Genomic DNA, 17,323 nt, shown 5'->3' on the forward strand with positions numbered 1-17,323 from the left:
TATGATGTATGTACTTATTTTATAAAAAAGGATGTAGTCATTATGAGCGGGAAGCCTGTAATACATGAATTTATAGTCGTAGAAGGACGGGATGACACAACGGCGATTAATCGTTCGGTCATTGCCGATACCATTGAAACCAATGGATCTGCCCTTTCACAAGAAACAATAGAAAAAATCAGACATGCGCAAGAACTTCGCGGCGTTATTATTTTTACAGACCCAGATTTTCCCGGTGAAAAAATCCGAAAACAAATCGACTCAGCGGTACCAGGCTGTAAACACGCTTTTATCAATCGCCAAGACGCTTTGCCAAAAGCAGGACGCGGCCTTGGGGTGGAACATGCCAGTAGCGCTAATATTCGGGAGGCATTGGAAAACTTCCATACGAGTGGGACGCCCGCTGAAAAACAATTTATTTCCAAAGATATTCTTATCCACCTCGGTCTTCTTGGAGGAGCGGGAGCGAAAGAACGTAGAGAAAAAATCGGTAATATACTAAAAATCGGCTATACAAATGGGAAACAATTACAAACTAGACTAGAATCATTTGCAATCAGTGAAGAACAGCTAGTAGCCGCGTGCCAAAAGATTATGCAGGAGGAAGAAAATGAGTAAAGATATTGCAACTCCCGGAAGAACGACAGAAATCCTAAAAAAATATGGTTTCTTATTTAAGAAAAGTTTAGGTCAAAACTTTCTAATCGATAGTAATATTTTGACACGAATTACAGATACAGCAGAAATAACAAAAGAAACAAATGTAATTGAAATCGGCCCAGGAATTGGCGCGTTAACAGAACAATTAGCAAAAACCGCTAATGAAGTCGTTGCGTTTGAGATAGATCAACGTTTACTGCCAATTCTTGATGATACGCTTAGTGCTTACAGTAACGTCCAAGTAGTCCATGGCGATGTGCTAAAAGCGGATGTAGAGGAAGTTGTAGCAGAGCAATTCGCTAAGCCAGAACTACCACTAAAAATCGTAGCCAATCTTCCGTATTACGTAACCACGCCAATTATTTTAAAACTTCTACACGATAATATCCCGGCAGATTCTATGACATTTATGCTCCAAAAAGAAGTCGCGGACCGGATAAGTGCAGTTCCAAGCACGAAAAGCTACGGCAGCTTAACTATCGCTATCCAATTTTACATGGAAGCTGAATTAGCCTTTATCGTGCCAAAAACCGTCTTCATGCCGCAACCAAATGTAGATTCCGCAGTAATTCATCTGAAGCGCCGCAAAGAACCATTAGCTGAAGTGAACGACGAAGAATTTTTCTTTGAAGTAACAAGAGCTTCATTTGCTCAAAGAAGAAAGACCCTTTGGAATAACTTAGCTTCTAAATTCCCGGCTTTAAAACCTCGCAAAGACGAGCTAGTAGAAGGTTTAAATGCCATTGGAATAGACTTAATCCGCCGTGGTGAAACGTTAGATATTCCAGAATTCGCTAAATTAAGCAATTTTCTAGGGGATTTTTTAAAGGAAAAATAATTTTTTTAGAAAAAAGCGCTTTCTTAGTTGACAGTTAGCCCTTCCAACTGTTAAAATATTTGGTTATTGATTTCGAAGCCGAACTATGCTATAATAGTTATTAGTGAGGTGGAAAATAAATGCCAAAAACCATTGCAAGCATTAAGACGAATTTAGATTCTAGATTAGGTAAAGCATTGACATTGAAAGCAAACGGTGGTCGTAAGAAAACGATTGAACGTTGCGGTATCCTAGCTGAAACATATCCATCCGTTTTCATTGTGGAGCTTGATCAAGATGAAAACAACTTTGAAAGAGTATCCTATAGTTACACGGATATCTTAACAGACGCAGTAGAACTTGTATTTACAGATGATAATAAAGAATTAGCTTTGTAATGAAGCTGAAGTAGCCGAACCATATAGTATGGTTCGGTTTTTGCTATACATAGAAGTTGTTTTGGACCGCTAGCTACATATTTTTTCTTTCGTATGATAGAATAGAAAAAGAGATTTTGAACGCGGAGGCCAAGAAAAATGAAAATAAGCATAACAGCACCAGCTAAAATTAATCTTTCACTTGATGCGCTGTACAAACGTGATGATGGCTATCATGAAGTGGAAATGGTGATGACAACAATTGATCTTGCTGACAGGTTATACTTAGAACGCTTAGATGAAGATAAAATTGTGCTAGATGTAAAAGCGCACTTTATTCCAGAAGATCGTCGTAACTTAATTTATCAAGCGGCTCTTCTTTTAAAAAAGCGTTTTGACGTAAAGATGGGTGTGCGCATTACAATTGATAAGCACATTCCTGTTTCTGCGGGGCTTGCTGGTGGTAGTTCAGATGCGGCGGCAGCGCTCAAAGGCTTGAATATTATTTGGGAACTTGGTCTTTCAATAGAAGAATTAGCTGAAATTAGTTCAGAAATCGGTTCTGATATCGCGTTTTGCGTATACGGAGGAACAGCACTAGCAACGGGACGTGGTGAAAAAATTTCTGCGTTACCTAATATGCCTGGTTGCTGGATTGTGCTAGCTAAACCGAGCATCAGCGTATCAACACCAACCATCTATAAAGAACTTCAAGTAGAAAGTGTAGAACACCCAGACACTAAAAAAATGATTGAATCCATCAAAAATGGTGATTTAGACGGAATTTTTGCGTCGACTGGTAATGTGCTAGAATCGGTGACATTAGAAAAAAATCCACAAGTTAAACGAATAAAAGATCGGATGTTAGCGTTTGGTGCTGAGGCGGCTCTTATGAGTGGTAGCGGGCCGACAGTGTTTGCGCTCATCAAACAGTACTCCAGAGCAAAACGTGTCTATAACGGCTTGCGTGGCTTTTGTGAGGAAGTCTATATGGTTAGACCGTGGAGTGAAGGCGAGAACGATACAAATAAATAACGAATGAATGAGAGGGGTCAAAGAAATGAAAATTATTTTTAATGCAGATGATTTTGGAATTAGCCCAGGAGCAGTTTACGGTATTTTAGAGTCTTATAAGCGAGGCGTTGTGAAATCTACCACGCTGCTAGCTAATAGTCCGGCGTTTGATTTGGCAGTAGAAGTAGCGAAAGAAAACCCAGGTCTCGATATTGGTGCGCATTTGACCCTGACGTTCGGTTCTCCAGTCCTTCAAGGTCTAGAAACGCTAACGGATGATGATGGACGTTTCCGCAGAAATTATACAGCACTTGAAAATGGATTAGCGGATGTGGATATGAACGAGGTGGAACGAGAGTTAACTGCACAAATCGAGAAAATTTTAGATGCAGGCATTACTATTTCTCACTTTGATACACATCACTCGATTGAGCCGTTAATTTATCCTGTACAACATAAACTGGCAGAAAAATACGGTGTGAGCATTAGACGTCATTCTGATGTTTCAGATTTTGGAGCTATAAAAACACCTGATTTATTTGCTACAGAGTTTTATGCAGACGGTGTATCTTTTGAAACAATCAAAAAATTAGTGCAAGAGCATATTGGAACGAATGATGTAGTCGAAGTAATGACGCATCCTGCATATATTGATGAAACATTGCGCGAGATATCTAGTTATGTAGAGCCGCGCATCAAAGAAGTTTCGATTCTAACTTCAAGAGAATTACAAGCATATTTAGGCCAACAAGAAGTAGAGATTATTAGTTTTCGTGATTTATAAGAGCATGGGCCTGCCAAAGGATGTTTATTTGGCAGGCTTTTCGTTAGGTTAAAATAATAAATGTTGTCAATTTTATAGAAAACGTTTTATAATAGAGAAAATACGGACAAAATACGTGAAATTGCTTTTTAATATACGGAATTTTATCAAAGGGAGAGAGATTATGAAGATTCGTCGCAGTGAACGATTAATTGATATGACGCAGTTTCTGTTATCGCATCCGCGAAAGTTAGTGCCGCTTACGATGTTTGCTGAACGTTATGGCTCAGCTAAGTCTTCTATTAGTGAAGATTTGGTCATCATAAAGAAAACGTTTGAAGACAGAGGAATTGGTACGCTTGAAACTGTTCCGGGTGCTGCTGGTGGTGTGCAGTACATTTCGATAGCGGGAAATGATGATGTGCTGGATTTTGTGCACACACTATGTAATAGAATTGCGGAACCGAACCGTTTGCTTCCAGGTGGCTATTTGTACTTATCTGATTTGCTTGGAGAACCAGTTACGCTCAAAGCAATTGGTAAAATTTTAGCAACAAAATTCAATAACCAAAAAATAGATGCGATTATGACTGTTGCAACTAAAGGGATTCCGATTGCACAAGCGGTTGCTGAACATTTAAGTGTTCCATTTGTTATCGTACGTCGTGATAGCAAAGTGACAGAAGGCTCCACAGTGAGCATTAACTATGTTTCCGGTTCATCTAAACGAATCGAAAAAATGGAATTATCCAAACGTAGCCTGGCTGAAGGATCCAACGTAGTAATTGTGGATGACTTTATGAAAGCCGGCGGAACGATTAATGGCATGAAAAATTTACTAGAGGAATTCAATGCGCATTTAGTTGGAATTGGCGTGCTAGTTGAATCTGAATATGCAGAAGAACGTTTAGTAGATGATTACGTATCTCTTGTAAAAATAAAAAATGTAAATATGAAAGAAAAACAAATCGAAGTCGTTGATGGCAATTATTTCAATAGTTGAGCTTAAACCCTGGAAAACATTCTGGGGTTTTTCTTTTTCGGATGAATTGCTACTAAAAACAAATCAGCCCTGCGATGTACTTCACTCAATTAACTTTTGTGGTAGAATGGATTCTATCGTTACTACATAAAATTCAAGGCTTCTAGACATTAGGAGCAGAAGGAGAACATTCATGAAAAAATGGGTTAAATGGTTAATTGTTATCGTTATTATCGCAGTAGTAGCCGTTGGTGCGGTTTTCTTGCTGTCGAAAAATAGTGGCTCCGTAACACAAGAAAAATTAGTTACAGCCAAAGTGAAACAAGGAGAAATGAAAATCAATGCTACAGGAACAGGCGCGATTTCTCCACAAAACACACAAGTTCCGGATTACGATGAGCTTCAATTAGTAGCGCAAATGGATGAACTTGATATTCCTAACATCAAGAAAGACCAAGAAGTAAAAATCACCGTAACAGCACTTCCTGACAAAACATACACAGGAAAAGTCAAAGAAATCGCAGAACAAGGGCAAGTCCAAAACGGCGTATCTAGCTTCTCTGTCATCATTTCACTAGATAAAACAGACGACTTAAAAGCAGGGATGACTGCCGACGCTTCCATTTTAGTAAATGAGAAAAAAGACGCACTATACGTACCGATTGAAGCTGTTCAAAAAGACAGTGACGACAAATATTACGTGTTAGTTCCAGAAGAAAAAGACAATGGCCAAACGAAAAAAGTGAAGAAATTTGTAGAAACTGGTCTTCATAACGAAGATAATATCGAAATCACTAAAGGCGTTAAAAAGGACGAAAAAGTAATCCTTCCTACACAAGAAACTGCAACGGTTCCAGGTGCTCCTAGCTAAGTTTTTTGTAAGTACAAATCAGACAAATTGTATGAAGGAGGGATAAACATGCCAAAACCGCTAATTGACATGAAAAATTTAACAAAAACATATACGCTAGGCGGAGAGACTTTTAAAGCATTAGACGATGTTACTTTTACCGTTGAGCAAGGCGAGTTTTTATCCATCGTTGGCCCGTCCGGTTCCGGTAAATCCACTTTAATGAATATGATTGGCTGTTTAGATGTTCCAGATGAAGGCAGCTATCATCTCGATAATGTAGATGTTTTTAAACTAAGTGATAATAAACTATCCGAAATCAGAAACAAAAAGATTGGCTTTATTTTTCAGCAGTTTAATTTACTTCCTAAATTATCTGCCTTCGAAAATGTAGAATTGCCGCTAATTTATGCAGGGCTTAGCGTTTCCGCTCGAGAAAAAGCTGCTATCGAATGCTTGGAAAAAGTAGGTTTACTTGAGAAACGCAGAAATCTACCAACGCAACTTTCGGGTGGACAACAACAACGTGTGGCTATTGCTAGAGCGCTTGCTGGAAAACCGCAAATTTTACTAGCAGATGAACCAACTGGTGCACTCGATTCGAAAACAGGTAAAGAAGTAATGGGAATACTGCAAGAATTGAATCGTGCAGGAAACACCATTGTTATGATTACGCATGATCCAACAATCGCCTCATACGGTACAAGAAGTATCCGTATTCAAGATGGTAAATTATTCCATGAGGAGGCGACGCAAGCATGAACGTTCTCCAAAGCATGAAAATGGCATGGAAACAATTAAAGGCAAGTAAATTAAGATCTTTTCTAACTATGCTAGGTATTATCATCGGTGTTGCGTCAGTTATCCTTTTAGTATCGCTAGGAAATGGAGTAACGCAAGAAGTCGATGATCAAATGGGCGATTTGGGTTCGAATTTAATTACAGTAGTTAATAGCTCTGTTAATCCAAACGATAAATATACGTATGATGAAGTAATGAAATACCAAAATATTGATGGCGTCAAAAGCGTTTCTCCAGAATTATCTGGTCAAGTGAATGCGACTTTTGATTATAAGAGTTCAAGCAATAAGGTGATAGGCACGAATGACCAGTATAAGGCCGCGCGTAGCCTAGAAATGAAAGAAGGGCGTTTCCTACTACCGATTGATACCGAATATGGCCAGAAAGTAGCTGTTATAGGCTCTACGGTAGCAAGTGATCTATTTGGTTTCGGTGATCCGATTGGTGAAACTATTAGATTAAACGGAATGCCTTATAAAGTTGTGGGTGTACTGAAAGAAAAAGGTGCCTCTATGATGGGGTCAAGTGATGATCAAATCTTCATTCCGATTTCTTCCGCTCAAAGACTCTTAAAAGATACAAATGTCCGTACTATTTACGTAGAAACAAAATCCGCTGAAGATGTTGATTTTGTAGTAAATACACTAGAATCCCGTCTTGCAATTAAATTTGGCGATGAAAAAGAACAAGAAAAAAATGCTTCATCTGCCCAAATGGGACCATCTTATCAAGTCATTAATCAACAAGAGATTCTGAATGCTTTCAATACGATTAGTACAACGCTTACTACTGCGCTTGGTGCGATTGCTGCCATTTCGCTTGTGGTTGGTGGTATAGGAATTATGAATATTATGCTAGTCTCTGTTAGTGAGAGAACGAGAGAAATTGGTATAAGGAAAGCGCTCGGAGCTAAAAAACGAGCCATTCTGCTACAATTCCTTATTGAATCAATCGTTATTAGTGTCTGTGGTGGGGTTATCGGTATTATTATCGGTGTCTCGGGAGCGCTCATATTTGGCTCTGTCGCAGGTATATCATCAGGAATAACTGCGGGAACCATTATCTTCTCCTTTGTGTTCTCACTATGTATCGGAGTGATATTTGGTATCGCGCCTGCTAACAAAGCTTCTAAATTAAGACCAATTGATGCATTAAGATCAGAATAAACGAAAAAGAAATCCGGAATAAATAGTTTCGGGTTTCTTTTTTTTATCAAAAATAGCTATCAAGTTGTCTTGTCATCTATATTTAATCTTTTTGTCACAATTAAACGCTTTCAATATCTGGTTTTGGTAAAAAATGTAGATTAAAAATAAAATTAATTGCCGAATCGTGCATTATGATGGGGTTTTTGGGGTATACAGTATTTGTTGGCTAATTAGGGGAAAAGGGATAGTGAAGTATAAAAATGTAAATATATGAGCTCTGTAAACTCACAAACCCTCTAATAATTGTATACAATTATTTCTGAAAAATGACAAAACTAATACCGTTTCACTGGTGTTATTGCTTATAAAATAGTATGATGATTAAAGATTGATGCTGTTGTGGCAATGGTTTTGAAGTTTTTGTGGGTATATTGATAAAAATTGTATACAAAACAAAAATTAGAAGGAACAATCTGAAAATGTCAACGTTTTTCCGAAAAAAACTATTTTTTTTAGATTACAATTCACAAAGTTGTCAAATTTAGTTTTTTTTATTATTATGTTCATAGGGAAGAATTTTACGTGAATATTGCTTGCTTTATAAAAGTGATTTTTTCTATGGGGGAATTTTTCTCGAGTGTGTACTTAAGTTGCATGTGAGCATTGTTTACTAGCAGCGCAACTAGATTAAGGTGGTGAAGATAATGGAGATTACAGATGTGAGATTACGACGTGTTGAGACAGATGGGAGAATGAAAGCTATTTCTTCAATAACGATTGACGGTGAGTTTGTTATTCACGACATTCGTGTCATCGATGGCAACGAGGGTTTGTTCGTAGCTATGCCTAGTAAACGTACGCCGGATGGTGAGTTTAGAGATATCGCTCATCCAATTAACTCAGGCACCCGTGCAAAAATTCAAGAAGCCGTTTTAGCTGCTTATGAAGTAGCGGACGAACCAGCAGTAAACGAAGAAAGTTCTGCAGACGAAAGTGTTGTAGAAGAAAACTAAAAAATCCTCGGTTAGGGAGAACGTTGTTGGGAACAGCTGGGGGATAAATACCTAAGATTTTAGCTGGGATAAGCAGATTCTTTTTGAAAGAGGCAAATGGGATAAGGAGTGACTAATAATGCAAGTAACAGATGTGAGATTACGTCGTGTAGAAACTGATGGAAGAATGAGAGCGATTGCTTCAATCACTTTAGATGAGGAATTTGTAGTTCATGATATTCGCGTTATTGATGGGAATAACGGCTTATTCGTAGCTATGCCAAGTAAACGTGGTGTTGACGGTGAATTCCGTGATATCGCTCACCCAATTAATTCCGACACTCGTGCAAAAATTCAAGAAGTAGTTTTAGCTGAATATGAGCGCGTTGGTGAAGAAGAAGCTACTGCAGTTACAGAAGAAGAATCTGAATCCGTTTCTGCTGAATAATTTAAAATTTTCAAGGGCTAGCTTAGTGCTAGCCCTTTTTGTGTAGAAGAAGCATGAAAAAAATCATAAATAGCCTTGGTCTTCTATTTTGGCTATGGTATAATTAATAGCAGATTATAAAAACAGGGAGGGGAATTTTAAATGATGTTACAAAATCAGATCCATTTTAGAAAACTTTTTTGTAGCATAAGTGTAAATTCTTCTTTTAGTAAGCAAATAAATAATCATACTGTATCTTTCGGAATTTTCAAACAAATAAAACTTTAAATTTAATCTTTACCTAAAAAATGTGGGTAAGGTTTTTTATTTGGGCGCATTCTTGAAAAAAAGCGAATTTTACGTTATCATTCATAGTGGATGAATAGTGAATATTGGAGGTTCTATATAATGTCAAAACGATATGCTGTAGTGCTTGCTGCTGGCCAAGGCACACGGATGAAATCAAAACTTTACAAAGTATTGCATCCTGTTTGTGGAAAACCAATGGTCGAACATGTAGTAGATCAAATTTCGACGCTTAATGTTGATAAAGTGGTTACAATTGTAGGTCACGGAGCTGAGAAAGTACAAGAGCATTTAGCTGGTAAAAGCGAGTTTGTAAAACAAGAAGAGCAACTTGGGACAGCGCATGCGGTGCTTCAAGCGAAAGCGGAACTTGCGGGGAAAGATGGTGTGACGCTCGTTGTTTGTGGGGACACGCCTTTAATCGAAGCTAGTACGATGGAAGCTTTACTTAAATATCACCACGAAAAACGTGCAAAAGCAACTATTCTTACAACGGTTATTGAAGATCCTACAGGTTACGGTCGTATTATTCGTGATGACCTAGGCATTGTAGAAAAAATAGTCGAACATAAAGATGCGACAGAAAAAGAACAACGGATTTCAGAAATTAACACTGGGACATATTGCTTTGATAATAAAGCTCTTTTTGAAGCGTTGGAGAATGTTTCTAACGATAATGTGCAAGGAGAATATTACCTACCAGATGTTATTAAAATTTTAAAAGATTCGGATGAAGTGGTTGCAGCTTACAGAATGGAGTCTTTCGAGGAGTCACTTGGAGTGAACGACCGAATTGCCCTAGCTGAAGCATCCAAATTAATGCAACGTCGAATTAACGAAAATCATATGCGTAATGGAGTAACACTTGTTAATCCAGAAAGTACGTATATTGATATAGATGTAAAAATTGGTCAAGATACAGTAATTGAACCCGGAGTTATGCTTCGTGGGAAAACTGTAATCGGTGATGATTGTGTGGTTACAAGCGGCTCGGAAATCGTAAACAGTGTTATCGGTGAACGAGTACACGTCAGAACTTCTTCTATTTTCGAAAGTAAAGTTGGCGATGACGTTCAAATTGGCCCATATGCGCACCTAAGACCAGAATCTGACATTCACGACAATGTGAAAATCGGAAACTACGTCGAAACGAAAAAAGCAGTTGTTGGTGAAGGAACTAAATTACCACATTTCATTTATATGGGAGATGCGGAAATTGGTAAAAACGTCAATGTTGGTTGCGGAAGTATTGCTGTTAATTACGACGGCAAAAACAAAGCGAAAACCATCATTGGAGATAATGTCTTTGTTGGCTGTAATTCAAACTTGATTGCGCCTGTCAAAGTGGGCGACCGAGCTTTCATAGCTGCTGGTTCCACGATTACAAAAGATGTTCCTGATGACGCACTAGGTATTGCTCGTGCGAAACAAGACAACAAACTTGGTTATGCAAAACATTTGAATCACGGTAAATAATTTCCATTTGGGAATTTTAAAATTTTAATAAAAAATAGTGGAGGCTGATTATGTCAAACGAGTATTTTGATCCAAAGTTGAAGATTTTCTCGCTAAATTCTAATCGTGAACTAGCTGAAGAGATTGCGAAAGAAGTTGGTATTGAGTTAGGGAAATCAAGCGTTACTCATTTTAGTGATGGAGAAATCCAAATTAACATTGAAGAAAGTATCCGTGGTTGTCATGTATATGTTATTCAATCAACGAGTAATCCTGTAAACCAGAATTTAATGGAACTTTTGATCATGATTGATGCGTTGAAACGCGCTTCCGCAGCAACAATTAATATTGTTATGCCTTACTATGGTTACGCACGTCAAGACCGTAAAGCAAGAAGTCGTGAACCAATCACAGCAAAATTAGTAGCAAACTTAATCGAAACTGCTGGTGCAACAAGAATGATTACACTTGATATGCATGCACCGCAAATCCAAGGTTTCTTTGATATTCCAATTGATCACTTGAATGCAGTTCGCCTTCTAAGTGACTATTTCAGCGAACGTCATTTGGGTGATGATCTAGTAGTAGTTTCCCCTGACCATGGTGGAGTTACTCGTGCTCGCAAAATGGCTGACCGTTTGAAAGCGCCGATTGCTATTATTGATAAGCGTCGTCCGCGTCCAAACGTAGCTGAAGTAATGAACATCGTTGGTAATGTAGAAGGAAAAGTTTGTATCATTATTGATGATATTATTGATACAGCTGGAACAATCACACTTGCTGCTAAAGCATTACGTGAAGCTGGCGCAACAAAAGTTTACGCATGTTGTTCGCACCCAGTTCTTTCAGGTCCGGCTATGAAACGCATTGAAGAATCACCAATCGAAAAATTAGTTGTTACAAACTCCATCGCTCTTCCAGAAGAAAAATGGATCGACAAAATGGAACAATTATCTGTTGCAGCTCTTCTTGGTGAAGCGATTGTACGCGTTCATGAAAATGCTTCTGTAAGTTCTTTATTCGAATAAAATATAAAACAGGATTCCTCCATGAGGAATCCTGTTTTTTTATTTAATTTAATTTTCCCCAAGTAGCAGGACATGCTAAATAAAACCATTCATCTAATTTAGGGGCATATCTTTTGAGATAATCAAGATTTTGTACATAAAAGCATGAATTTTTATACACGATAACATTCTCTTGCTTTAATTTGGAAATAATTCTGCTAACAGCTGAGCTATGTGCGATACCGCTTGAATATCCTAACTCCTGCATTGTTAAATTATCCAGTGCAATCTTGATGCCATCAGGAGTTTCTTTACCATACACATAGGTCAGGATTAAAAGTTGACCGCAAATAGAGCCAAGCTTTCCGTTAATCGAAAAATCATTAAATTTAGCTAGACTGTATGAAACTTGTTTTTGTAGGGTTTGGAAAACATAGAAAAAGTGCGTAAGATTCTTGCTCAGTAGTTCTTTTAGTTCGTTTATTTTGATAACGTATGCGGTAGCCTGTTCGCTAATGACTTCTAAATTATAATAGCCAACCGATGTTTCTGTATCAATAAAGCCAGACATTATAACGAAAGCACCTTTGTAGTATTGTAAATTCATGATGGTCCCGTTCTCGCTAATACTTGTAAGCTTTGTAATACCATCATATAGGAAAATACAATATTCTTGTGGATCCCATTGGTTAAAAATAAGTTCTTTTTTATGAAATTGTTTTGGTTTTATCCCGTTAGTTTCTAAATATTTTTTGAATTCTTCTGCTTGAGCGTTCATGTCTCATCCCCCAATCGTTTTTTATCGCCCTTTTTTAAAATACCCTAAAAACATTAGGCAGTAACAACAATTGTTAGCTGTTGAAAGAAAGTCACGCTAAATGATATTTTTTACATATAGGATTTTATTATACAAATTTTGATTTCGCAAAAGAAATGCATACATATTTAAAAACGGATTTATTTAGATGTTAAAATTGAAATAGGGTTAGTATATAGTTCCGATGGTTGCTCGGAGATATACTAACCCTTTTTTGTAGGAATAATATATGTTAGTTGAATTTATTGTTTTTTATGATGTTTTTAATTGTTTGTTTTTCGGGGAAGTCCATGATTAGTATGCCTAATCCTCGAACTTTTTCCGATGTTAAGTTGAGTACGAACTGCTCTACTTTGTTGTTTAATGCTGCAGCATACTGACGAGGTGTGAATGTTAATGAAGTGGCACTAATATGGTTAAGAAACAGTTTGTTGTCCGCTTTAGAAGCTTGATAAGCAGTCTGGACAATCTCTTTGAATTTTTTTTTCACACTCGGACCATTGTAGTCATCTTGAATTACTTGGTTGGATGCGCCGAACTGCATGCCGAATTTGTGTGAATTAATGACTAATGGCTTTTTTGTGTGGTTCTCTGAAAGTAATAATATTTTTCCGCGGATATCTTTCAATGTAGGGATTTTATTGCTCGTGTCATTTCTGGGAGTGGTGTAAAAATAATCTTTGTAAATGTTGATTAATGGTTGAATTCGGTAATCAAAACTATCATTGCTGTTCTGTTCGTCTTTTAAACGCATAATAATGGTTTCTTTTGGATTTTTCTTTAAAAATTGAGTAATCGTTTCTAATACACCTGAAAGTGATGCATTTAAAAAAATTGGCCCATGGTAAATATTGAGATTGTCTTTTGCCCTAATATCGATGTACCGTATTCCTGCTTCTAGTTGTTGGTACAATGACATCGTTTGTGTTTGAGCTAGTGGTTTGGTTAATGTCCATGTTATGTCTCCGTTGTAACTCATCGTATCATGTGTACCTGGGATAGAAATGGCTGCTAGGCTCGTTGTGTCAGGTAGAGCGGACATCCATTGTTTTGTAGTTACAGAGTTCTTTATTGGCTTATTCCAGTTATTAAGCGAATATGCTTTTCCGCCTAATGGGAAAGTAAAAAAGTATAAAACAAAACAGAGCAATAAAACTAATGTGCGTTGCAAATAATTCTTATACAAAATGGCCCCCTCCTTTGATTAGTATATTCCTATCTTAAAGTTACTTTTATGTTGAGGCATTAACATTTGTTAACGACGATAAAGGGACAGCAGGACTAGAATAAAGCTATAAAGCAAGCATATAATATTGCGTTTCATCTTTAGAAGCGAATTTCGCCAATATTATAATTATCAAAAGAAAGGAGGGGCTAAACGGTATTTGGCATTATTAGGTTAAAAAATGTAGAAGGAGAGTGAAACCCATGAAAAAAATAATGCTAGTTTTTATTACACTTATATTAATTAGTCTACCAATTGCGCAACAAACTGAAGCAAAGGATGCATCTGCATTCAATAAAGAAAATTCAATTTCATCCATGGCACCACCAGCATCTCCGCCTGCAAGTCCTAAGACGCCAATCGAAAAGAAACACGCGGATGAAATCGATAAGTATATACAAGGATTGGATTATAATAAAAACAATGTATTAGTATACCACGGAGATGCAGTGACAAATGTGCCGCCAAGAAAAGGTTACAAAGATGGAAATGAATATATCGTTGTGGAGAAAAAGAAGAAATCCATCAATCAAAATAATGCAGACATCCAAGTTGTAAATGCAATTTCGAGCCTAACATATCCAGGTGCTCTCGTAAAAGCGAATTCGGAATTAGTAGAAAATCAACCAGATGTTCTCCCTGTAAAACGTGATTCATTAACACTTAGCATCGATTTGCCAGGAATGACTAATCAAGACAATAAAATCGTTGTAAAAAATGCTACTAAATCGAATGTTAACAACGCAGTAAATACATTAGTGGAAAGATGGAATGAAAAATATGCTCAAGCTTATCCGAATGTAAGTGCAAAAATTGATTATGATGACGAAATGGCTTACAGTGAATCACAATTAATTGCAAAATTTGGTACTGCATTTAAAGCTGTAAATAATAGCTTGAATGTAAACTTCGGCGCAATCAGTGAAGGGAAAATGCAAGAAGAAGTCATTAGTTTTAAACAAATTTACTATAACGTGAATGTTAATGAACCTACAAGACCTTCCAGATTTTTCGGCAAAGCTGTTACTAAAGAGCAGTTGCAAGCGCTTGGAGTAAATGCAGAAAATCCTCCTGCATATATCTCAAGTGTGGCATACGGTCGTCAAGTTTATTTGAAATTATCGACTAATTCCCATAGTACTAAAGTAAAAGCTGCTTTTGACGCTGCCGTAAGTGGGAAATCTGTCTCAGGTGATGTAGAATTAACAAATATCATCAAAAATTCTTCCTTCAAAGCCGTAATTTACGGTGGTTCCGCAAAAGATGAAGTTCAAATCATCGATGGCAACCTCGGAGACTTACGAGATATTTTGAAAAAAGGTGCTACTTTTAACCGGGAAACACCAGGAGTTCCCATTGCTTATACAACAAATTTCTTAAAAGACAATGAATTAGCTGTTATTAAAAACAACTCAGAATATATTGAAACGACTTCAAAAGCTTATACAGATGGAAAAATTAATATTGATCACTCTGGAGGCTACGTTGCTCAATTCAACATCTCTTGGGATGAAATAAATTATGATCCTGAAGGTAACGAAATTGTTCAACATAAAAACTGGAGCGAAAACAATAAAAGCAAGCTAGCTCATTTCACATCGTCCATCTATTTGCCAGGTAACGCAAGAAATATTAATGTTTACGCCAAAGAATGCACTGGTTTAGCTTGGGAATGGTGGAGAACGGTAATTGATGACCGGAACTTACCACTTGTGAAAAATAGAAATATCTCCATCTGGGGCACTACGCTTTATCCGAAATATAGTAATAGTGTAGATAATCCAATCGAATAATTTTAAAAGTAATAAAAAATTAAGAATAAAACCGCTTAACACACACGAAAAATAAGCTTGTTTTGCACTCTTCGTAAATTATTTTGCGGGGAATGTAGAAACAGGCTTATTTTTTTAGAAGAATTAACAAATGTAAAAGAATGTCTGGCTTTTTCTCCATATAATATAAGCATATCCCAAAGTTTAAGCCACCTATAGTTTCTACTGCAAAACGTATAATTTAGTTCCCACATATACTAAAAAACGTATCCTTAACTCTCTCTGTCAGATTAGTTGTAGGTGGCTTAAACTTACTTTTATGAATTGAAAAGGAGTGGTGAAATGAAAAGTAAACTTATTTGTATCATCATGGTAATAGCTTTTCAGGCTCATTTCACTATGACGGTCAAAGCGGATTCTGTCGGGGAAGAAAGGCTTCAAAATAATATACAAGCCAAAAAGACCCATGCAGATTTAAAAGCTTTGCCAGATTCCTGCGAAGCAAAAGATTTTTATAAAAACTTTAAAATTCTTGATATGACAAAAGATAAGTTAGGCGTTACGCATTATACGCTCGCGCTAAGTTCTGGTGGTTACTTGACCGATAATGATGAAATCAAGGTCCACGTCACACCGGATAATAAAATTACTTTTATAAATGGAGATTTACAGCAAGGACAGCTCAAGATTACTAATCAAATAAAAATGACAGAAAAAAATGCTATCGAAAAAGCATTTGAAGCCATTGGTCAGAGTGAAGCTCATGTGAAAAGTTATATTGGAAATCCAGTGAAAGAAAAAGAAATCATCATCAATTCCAGAACAAAACGCTTAGTTTATAATATAAAATTGATTTTTGCTGAGCCGGAAGTTGCGAGTTGGATTATTCAAGTGGATGCAGAAACCGGCGCAATTTTAAAAAAACAAAATATGCTTTCTGAGGTAGAGCCGGCTGATACCCACAAAGATTTTCAGGCGCTTGGTAAAGGAGCTAACCGACTACTCCAGAGACCATTACATGTCATGAAAATAAATGACCTATTTTACTTAGTGGACAGAACTCATAAAGGACTCATAAGAACTTTTGATTTAAATCATAAAACGGACGCATCTTTTGGAAAAGTGGTGTCGAATAAAACGAATATGTTTACGGATCCGGAATTTAGTTCCGCGGTGGATGCTCATTTTTACGCAAGTGAAGTGTACGAATACTATAAAAATGTCCACCAACTAGAGAGCCTAGACGGTAAAGGTGGAGAAATTGATTCGTTTGTTCATTATGGCTTGAATTGCAATAATGCCTTTTGGGATGGCCGAGAAATTCTTTATGGAGATGGGGACAAAAAGAATTTCAAACCATTTTCGTGCGCCAAAACAATTGTTGGTCATGAACTAACGCATGCAGTTATCCAATATTCGGCGGGATTGGAATACGAGGGACAATCAGGAGCGCTAAACGAATCGTTCGCCGATGTTTTTGGTTATTTTATTGCGCCAAATCATTGGTTGATTGGCGAGGATGTCTGCGTGCGTGGGTCGCGAGATGGGCGAATAAGAAGTATCAAAGATCCTGACAAATATAATCAAGCAGCTCATATGAAGGATTACGCATCGCTTCCAATCACAGAGGAAGGCGACTGGGGTGGAGTACATTTTAATAGCGGTATACCAAATAAAGCGGCCTACAATACGATCACTAAACTTGGAAAAGAAAAAACAGAGCAGCTTTACTTCCGCGCCTTAAAGTACTATTTAACAAAAAAAGCCCAGTTTACCGATGCGAAAAAAGCGCTTCAACAAGCAGCGAAAGATTTATATGGTGAAGATGCTTCTAAAAAAGTTGCTGAAGCTTGGGAAGCGGTAGGAGTTAACTGATTAACAAATGTTAGAGAAAACTTAATTCTCCAAGT

Annotated in this window: 17 protein-coding genes; 15 read left to right on the forward strand and 2 right to left on the reverse strand. The window is 37.2% G+C overall.

The features are described 5' to 3' along the window. The first annotated feature begins 42 nt into the window (after positions 1-42). The 13 genes from rnmV to AB2Q86_RS01105 all read left to right on the forward strand — a co-directional run bounded on the left by rnmV (position 43) and on the right by AB2Q86_RS01105 (position 11,620). Complete coding sequence (gene rnmV / locus AB2Q86_RS01045; protein ID WP_003728892.1) at positions 43-618, forward strand: ribonuclease M5; 576 nt, start codon at positions 43-45, stop codon at positions 616-618. After that, positions 611-1,498 carry a 16S rRNA (adenine(1518)-N(6)/adenine(1519)-N(6))-dimethyltransferase RsmA gene (gene rsmA, locus AB2Q86_RS01050; RefSeq protein WP_012582100.1) on the forward strand — a complete coding sequence of 296 codons (888 nt, stop codon included), beginning with the start codon at positions 611-613 and terminating at the stop codon, positions 1,496-1,498. Before rnmV ends, rsmA begins: the two co-directional genes overlap by 8 nt. A 119-nt stretch (positions 1,499-1,617) precedes the next feature. Continuing rightward, on the forward strand, positions 1,618-1,875 hold the full coding sequence (gene veg, locus AB2Q86_RS01055) for a biofilm formation stimulator Veg (RefSeq protein WP_003718261.1): 258 nt from the start codon (positions 1,618-1,620) through the stop codon (positions 1,873-1,875). A 138-nt stretch (positions 1,876-2,013) separates the two neighbouring features. After that, positions 2,014-2,889, forward strand: a complete 876-nt coding sequence (ispE, locus tag AB2Q86_RS01060) for a 4-(cytidine 5'-diphospho)-2-C-methyl-D-erythritol kinase (RefSeq protein ID WP_003728890.1) — start codon at positions 2,014-2,016, stop codon at positions 2,887-2,889. A gap of 25 nt (positions 2,890-2,914) precedes the next feature. Then, positions 2,915-3,652 carry a chitin disaccharide deacetylase gene (chbG, locus tag AB2Q86_RS01065; RefSeq protein ID WP_003740180.1) on the forward strand — a complete coding sequence of 246 codons (738 nt, stop codon included), beginning with the start codon at positions 2,915-2,917 and terminating at the stop codon, positions 3,650-3,652. A gap of 163 nt (positions 3,653-3,815) precedes the next feature. Beyond that, positions 3,816-4,634 (forward strand): pur operon repressor, encoded by an 819-nt coding sequence (purR, locus tag AB2Q86_RS01070; protein WP_003722721.1) that lies wholly within the window; start codon positions 3,816-3,818, stop codon positions 4,632-4,634. A 172-nt stretch (positions 4,635-4,806) separates the two neighbouring features. Further along, a complete protein-coding gene (locus AB2Q86_RS01075; protein ID WP_003728888.1) occupies positions 4,807-5,484 on the forward strand; it encodes an efflux RND transporter periplasmic adaptor subunit in 678 nt (225 codons plus the stop codon). A 48-nt stretch (positions 5,485-5,532) separates the two neighbouring features. Further along, positions 5,533-6,225 carry an ABC transporter ATP-binding protein gene (locus tag AB2Q86_RS01080; RefSeq protein WP_003728887.1) on the forward strand — a complete coding sequence of 231 codons (693 nt, stop codon included), beginning with the start codon at positions 5,533-5,535 and terminating at the stop codon, positions 6,223-6,225. Then, positions 6,222-7,430: an ABC transporter permease gene (locus tag AB2Q86_RS01085; protein WP_003722724.1), complete on the forward strand. Its 1,209-nt coding sequence runs from the start codon at positions 6,222-6,224 to the stop codon at positions 7,428-7,430. Before AB2Q86_RS01080 ends, AB2Q86_RS01085 begins: the two co-directional genes overlap by 4 nt. 686 nt (positions 7,431-8,116) lie before the next feature. Then, on the forward strand, positions 8,117-8,425 hold the full coding sequence (gene spoVG, locus AB2Q86_RS01090; RefSeq protein WP_003728886.1) for a septation regulator SpoVG: 309 nt from the start codon (positions 8,117-8,119) through the stop codon (positions 8,423-8,425). A gap of 118 nt (positions 8,426-8,543) precedes the next feature. Continuing rightward, positions 8,544-8,852 carry a septation regulator SpoVG gene (spoVG, locus tag AB2Q86_RS01095; RefSeq protein WP_003722726.1) on the forward strand — a complete coding sequence of 103 codons (309 nt, stop codon included), beginning with the start codon at positions 8,544-8,546 and terminating at the stop codon, positions 8,850-8,852. Between the two features lie 387 nt (positions 8,853-9,239). After that, a complete protein-coding gene (glmU, locus tag AB2Q86_RS01100; RefSeq protein WP_012582098.1) occupies positions 9,240-10,613 on the forward strand; it encodes a bifunctional UDP-N-acetylglucosamine diphosphorylase/glucosamine-1-phosphate N-acetyltransferase GlmU in 1,374 nt (457 codons plus the stop codon). A 50-nt stretch (positions 10,614-10,663) separates the two neighbouring features. Beyond that, entirely contained in the window at positions 10,664-11,620 is a 957-nt protein-coding gene (locus AB2Q86_RS01105) for a ribose-phosphate diphosphokinase (RefSeq protein ID WP_003722728.1), read from the forward strand. Positions 11,621-11,663: 43 nt separating this feature from the next. Here AB2Q86_RS01105 and prfA read toward each other — a convergent pair whose 3' ends face one another. After that, positions 11,664-12,377: a listeriolysin O transcriptional regulator PrfA gene (prfA, locus tag AB2Q86_RS01110; RefSeq protein WP_012582097.1), complete on the reverse strand. Its 714-nt coding sequence runs from the start codon at positions 12,375-12,377 to the stop codon at positions 11,664-11,666. A 271-nt stretch (positions 12,378-12,648) separates the two neighbouring features. Continuing rightward, positions 12,649-13,602 (reverse strand): phosphatidylinositol-specific phospholipase C, encoded by a 954-nt coding sequence (gene plcA, locus AB2Q86_RS01115; protein WP_012582096.1) that lies wholly within the window; start codon positions 13,600-13,602, stop codon positions 12,649-12,651. A 242-nt stretch (positions 13,603-13,844) separates the two neighbouring features. Here plcA and hly point away from each other — a divergent pair, with 242 nt between their 5' ends. Beyond that, complete coding sequence (gene hly / locus AB2Q86_RS01120; protein ID WP_012582095.1) at positions 13,845-15,434, forward strand: cholesterol-dependent cytolysin listeriolysin O; 1,590 nt, start codon at positions 13,845-13,847, stop codon at positions 15,432-15,434. Positions 15,435-15,755: 321 nt separating this feature from the next. Further along, complete coding sequence (mpl, locus tag AB2Q86_RS01125) at positions 15,756-17,288, forward strand: zinc metalloproteinase Mpl (protein WP_012582094.1); 1,533 nt, start codon at positions 15,756-15,758, stop codon at positions 17,286-17,288. Positions 17,289-17,323: the final 35 nt, after the last annotated feature.

This window comes from Listeria monocytogenes, assembly GCF_041765605.1.
GTDB lineage: Bacteria > Bacillota > Bacilli > Lactobacillales > Listeriaceae > Listeria > Listeria monocytogenes_D.

Bases quoted from the DNA above. Each gene is read 5' to 3' on its own strand.
- rnmV (WP_003728892.1), top strand. From the start codon at position 43: ATGAGCGGGAAGCCTGTAATACATGAATTTATAGTCGTAGAAGGACGG.
- rsmA (WP_012582100.1), top strand. From the start codon at position 611: ATGAGTAAAGATATTGCAACTCCCGGAAGAACGACAGAAATCCTAAAA.
- veg (WP_003718261.1), top strand. From the start codon at position 1,618: ATGCCAAAAACCATTGCAAGCATTAAGACGAATTTAGATTCTAGATTA.
- ispE (WP_003728890.1), top strand. From the start codon at position 2,014: ATGAAAATAAGCATAACAGCACCAGCTAAAATTAATCTTTCACTTGAT.
- chbG (WP_003740180.1), top strand. From the start codon at position 2,915: ATGAAAATTATTTTTAATGCAGATGATTTTGGAATTAGCCCAGGAGCA.
- purR (WP_003722721.1), top strand. From the start codon at position 3,816: ATGAAGATTCGTCGCAGTGAACGATTAATTGATATGACGCAGTTTCTG.
- AB2Q86_RS01075 (WP_003728888.1), top strand. From the start codon at position 4,807: ATGAAAAAATGGGTTAAATGGTTAATTGTTATCGTTATTATCGCAGTA.
- AB2Q86_RS01080 (WP_003728887.1), top strand. From the start codon at position 5,533: ATGCCAAAACCGCTAATTGACATGAAAAATTTAACAAAAACATATACG.
- AB2Q86_RS01085 (WP_003722724.1), top strand. From the start codon at position 6,222: ATGAACGTTCTCCAAAGCATGAAAATGGCATGGAAACAATTAAAGGCA.
- spoVG (WP_003728886.1), top strand. From the start codon at position 8,117: ATGGAGATTACAGATGTGAGATTACGACGTGTTGAGACAGATGGGAGA.
- spoVG (WP_003722726.1), top strand. From the start codon at position 8,544: ATGCAAGTAACAGATGTGAGATTACGTCGTGTAGAAACTGATGGAAGA.
- glmU (WP_012582098.1), top strand. From the start codon at position 9,240: ATGTCAAAACGATATGCTGTAGTGCTTGCTGCTGGCCAAGGCACACGG.
- AB2Q86_RS01105 (WP_003722728.1), top strand. From the start codon at position 10,664: ATGTCAAACGAGTATTTTGATCCAAAGTTGAAGATTTTCTCGCTAAAT.
- prfA (WP_012582097.1), bottom strand. From the start codon at position 12,377: ATGAACGCTCAAGCAGAAGAATTCAAAAAATATTTAGAAACTAACGGG.
- hly (WP_012582095.1), top strand. From the start codon at position 13,845: ATGAAAAAAATAATGCTAGTTTTTATTACACTTATATTAATTAGTCTA.
- mpl (WP_012582094.1), top strand. From the start codon at position 15,756: ATGAAAAGTAAACTTATTTGTATCATCATGGTAATAGCTTTTCAGGCT.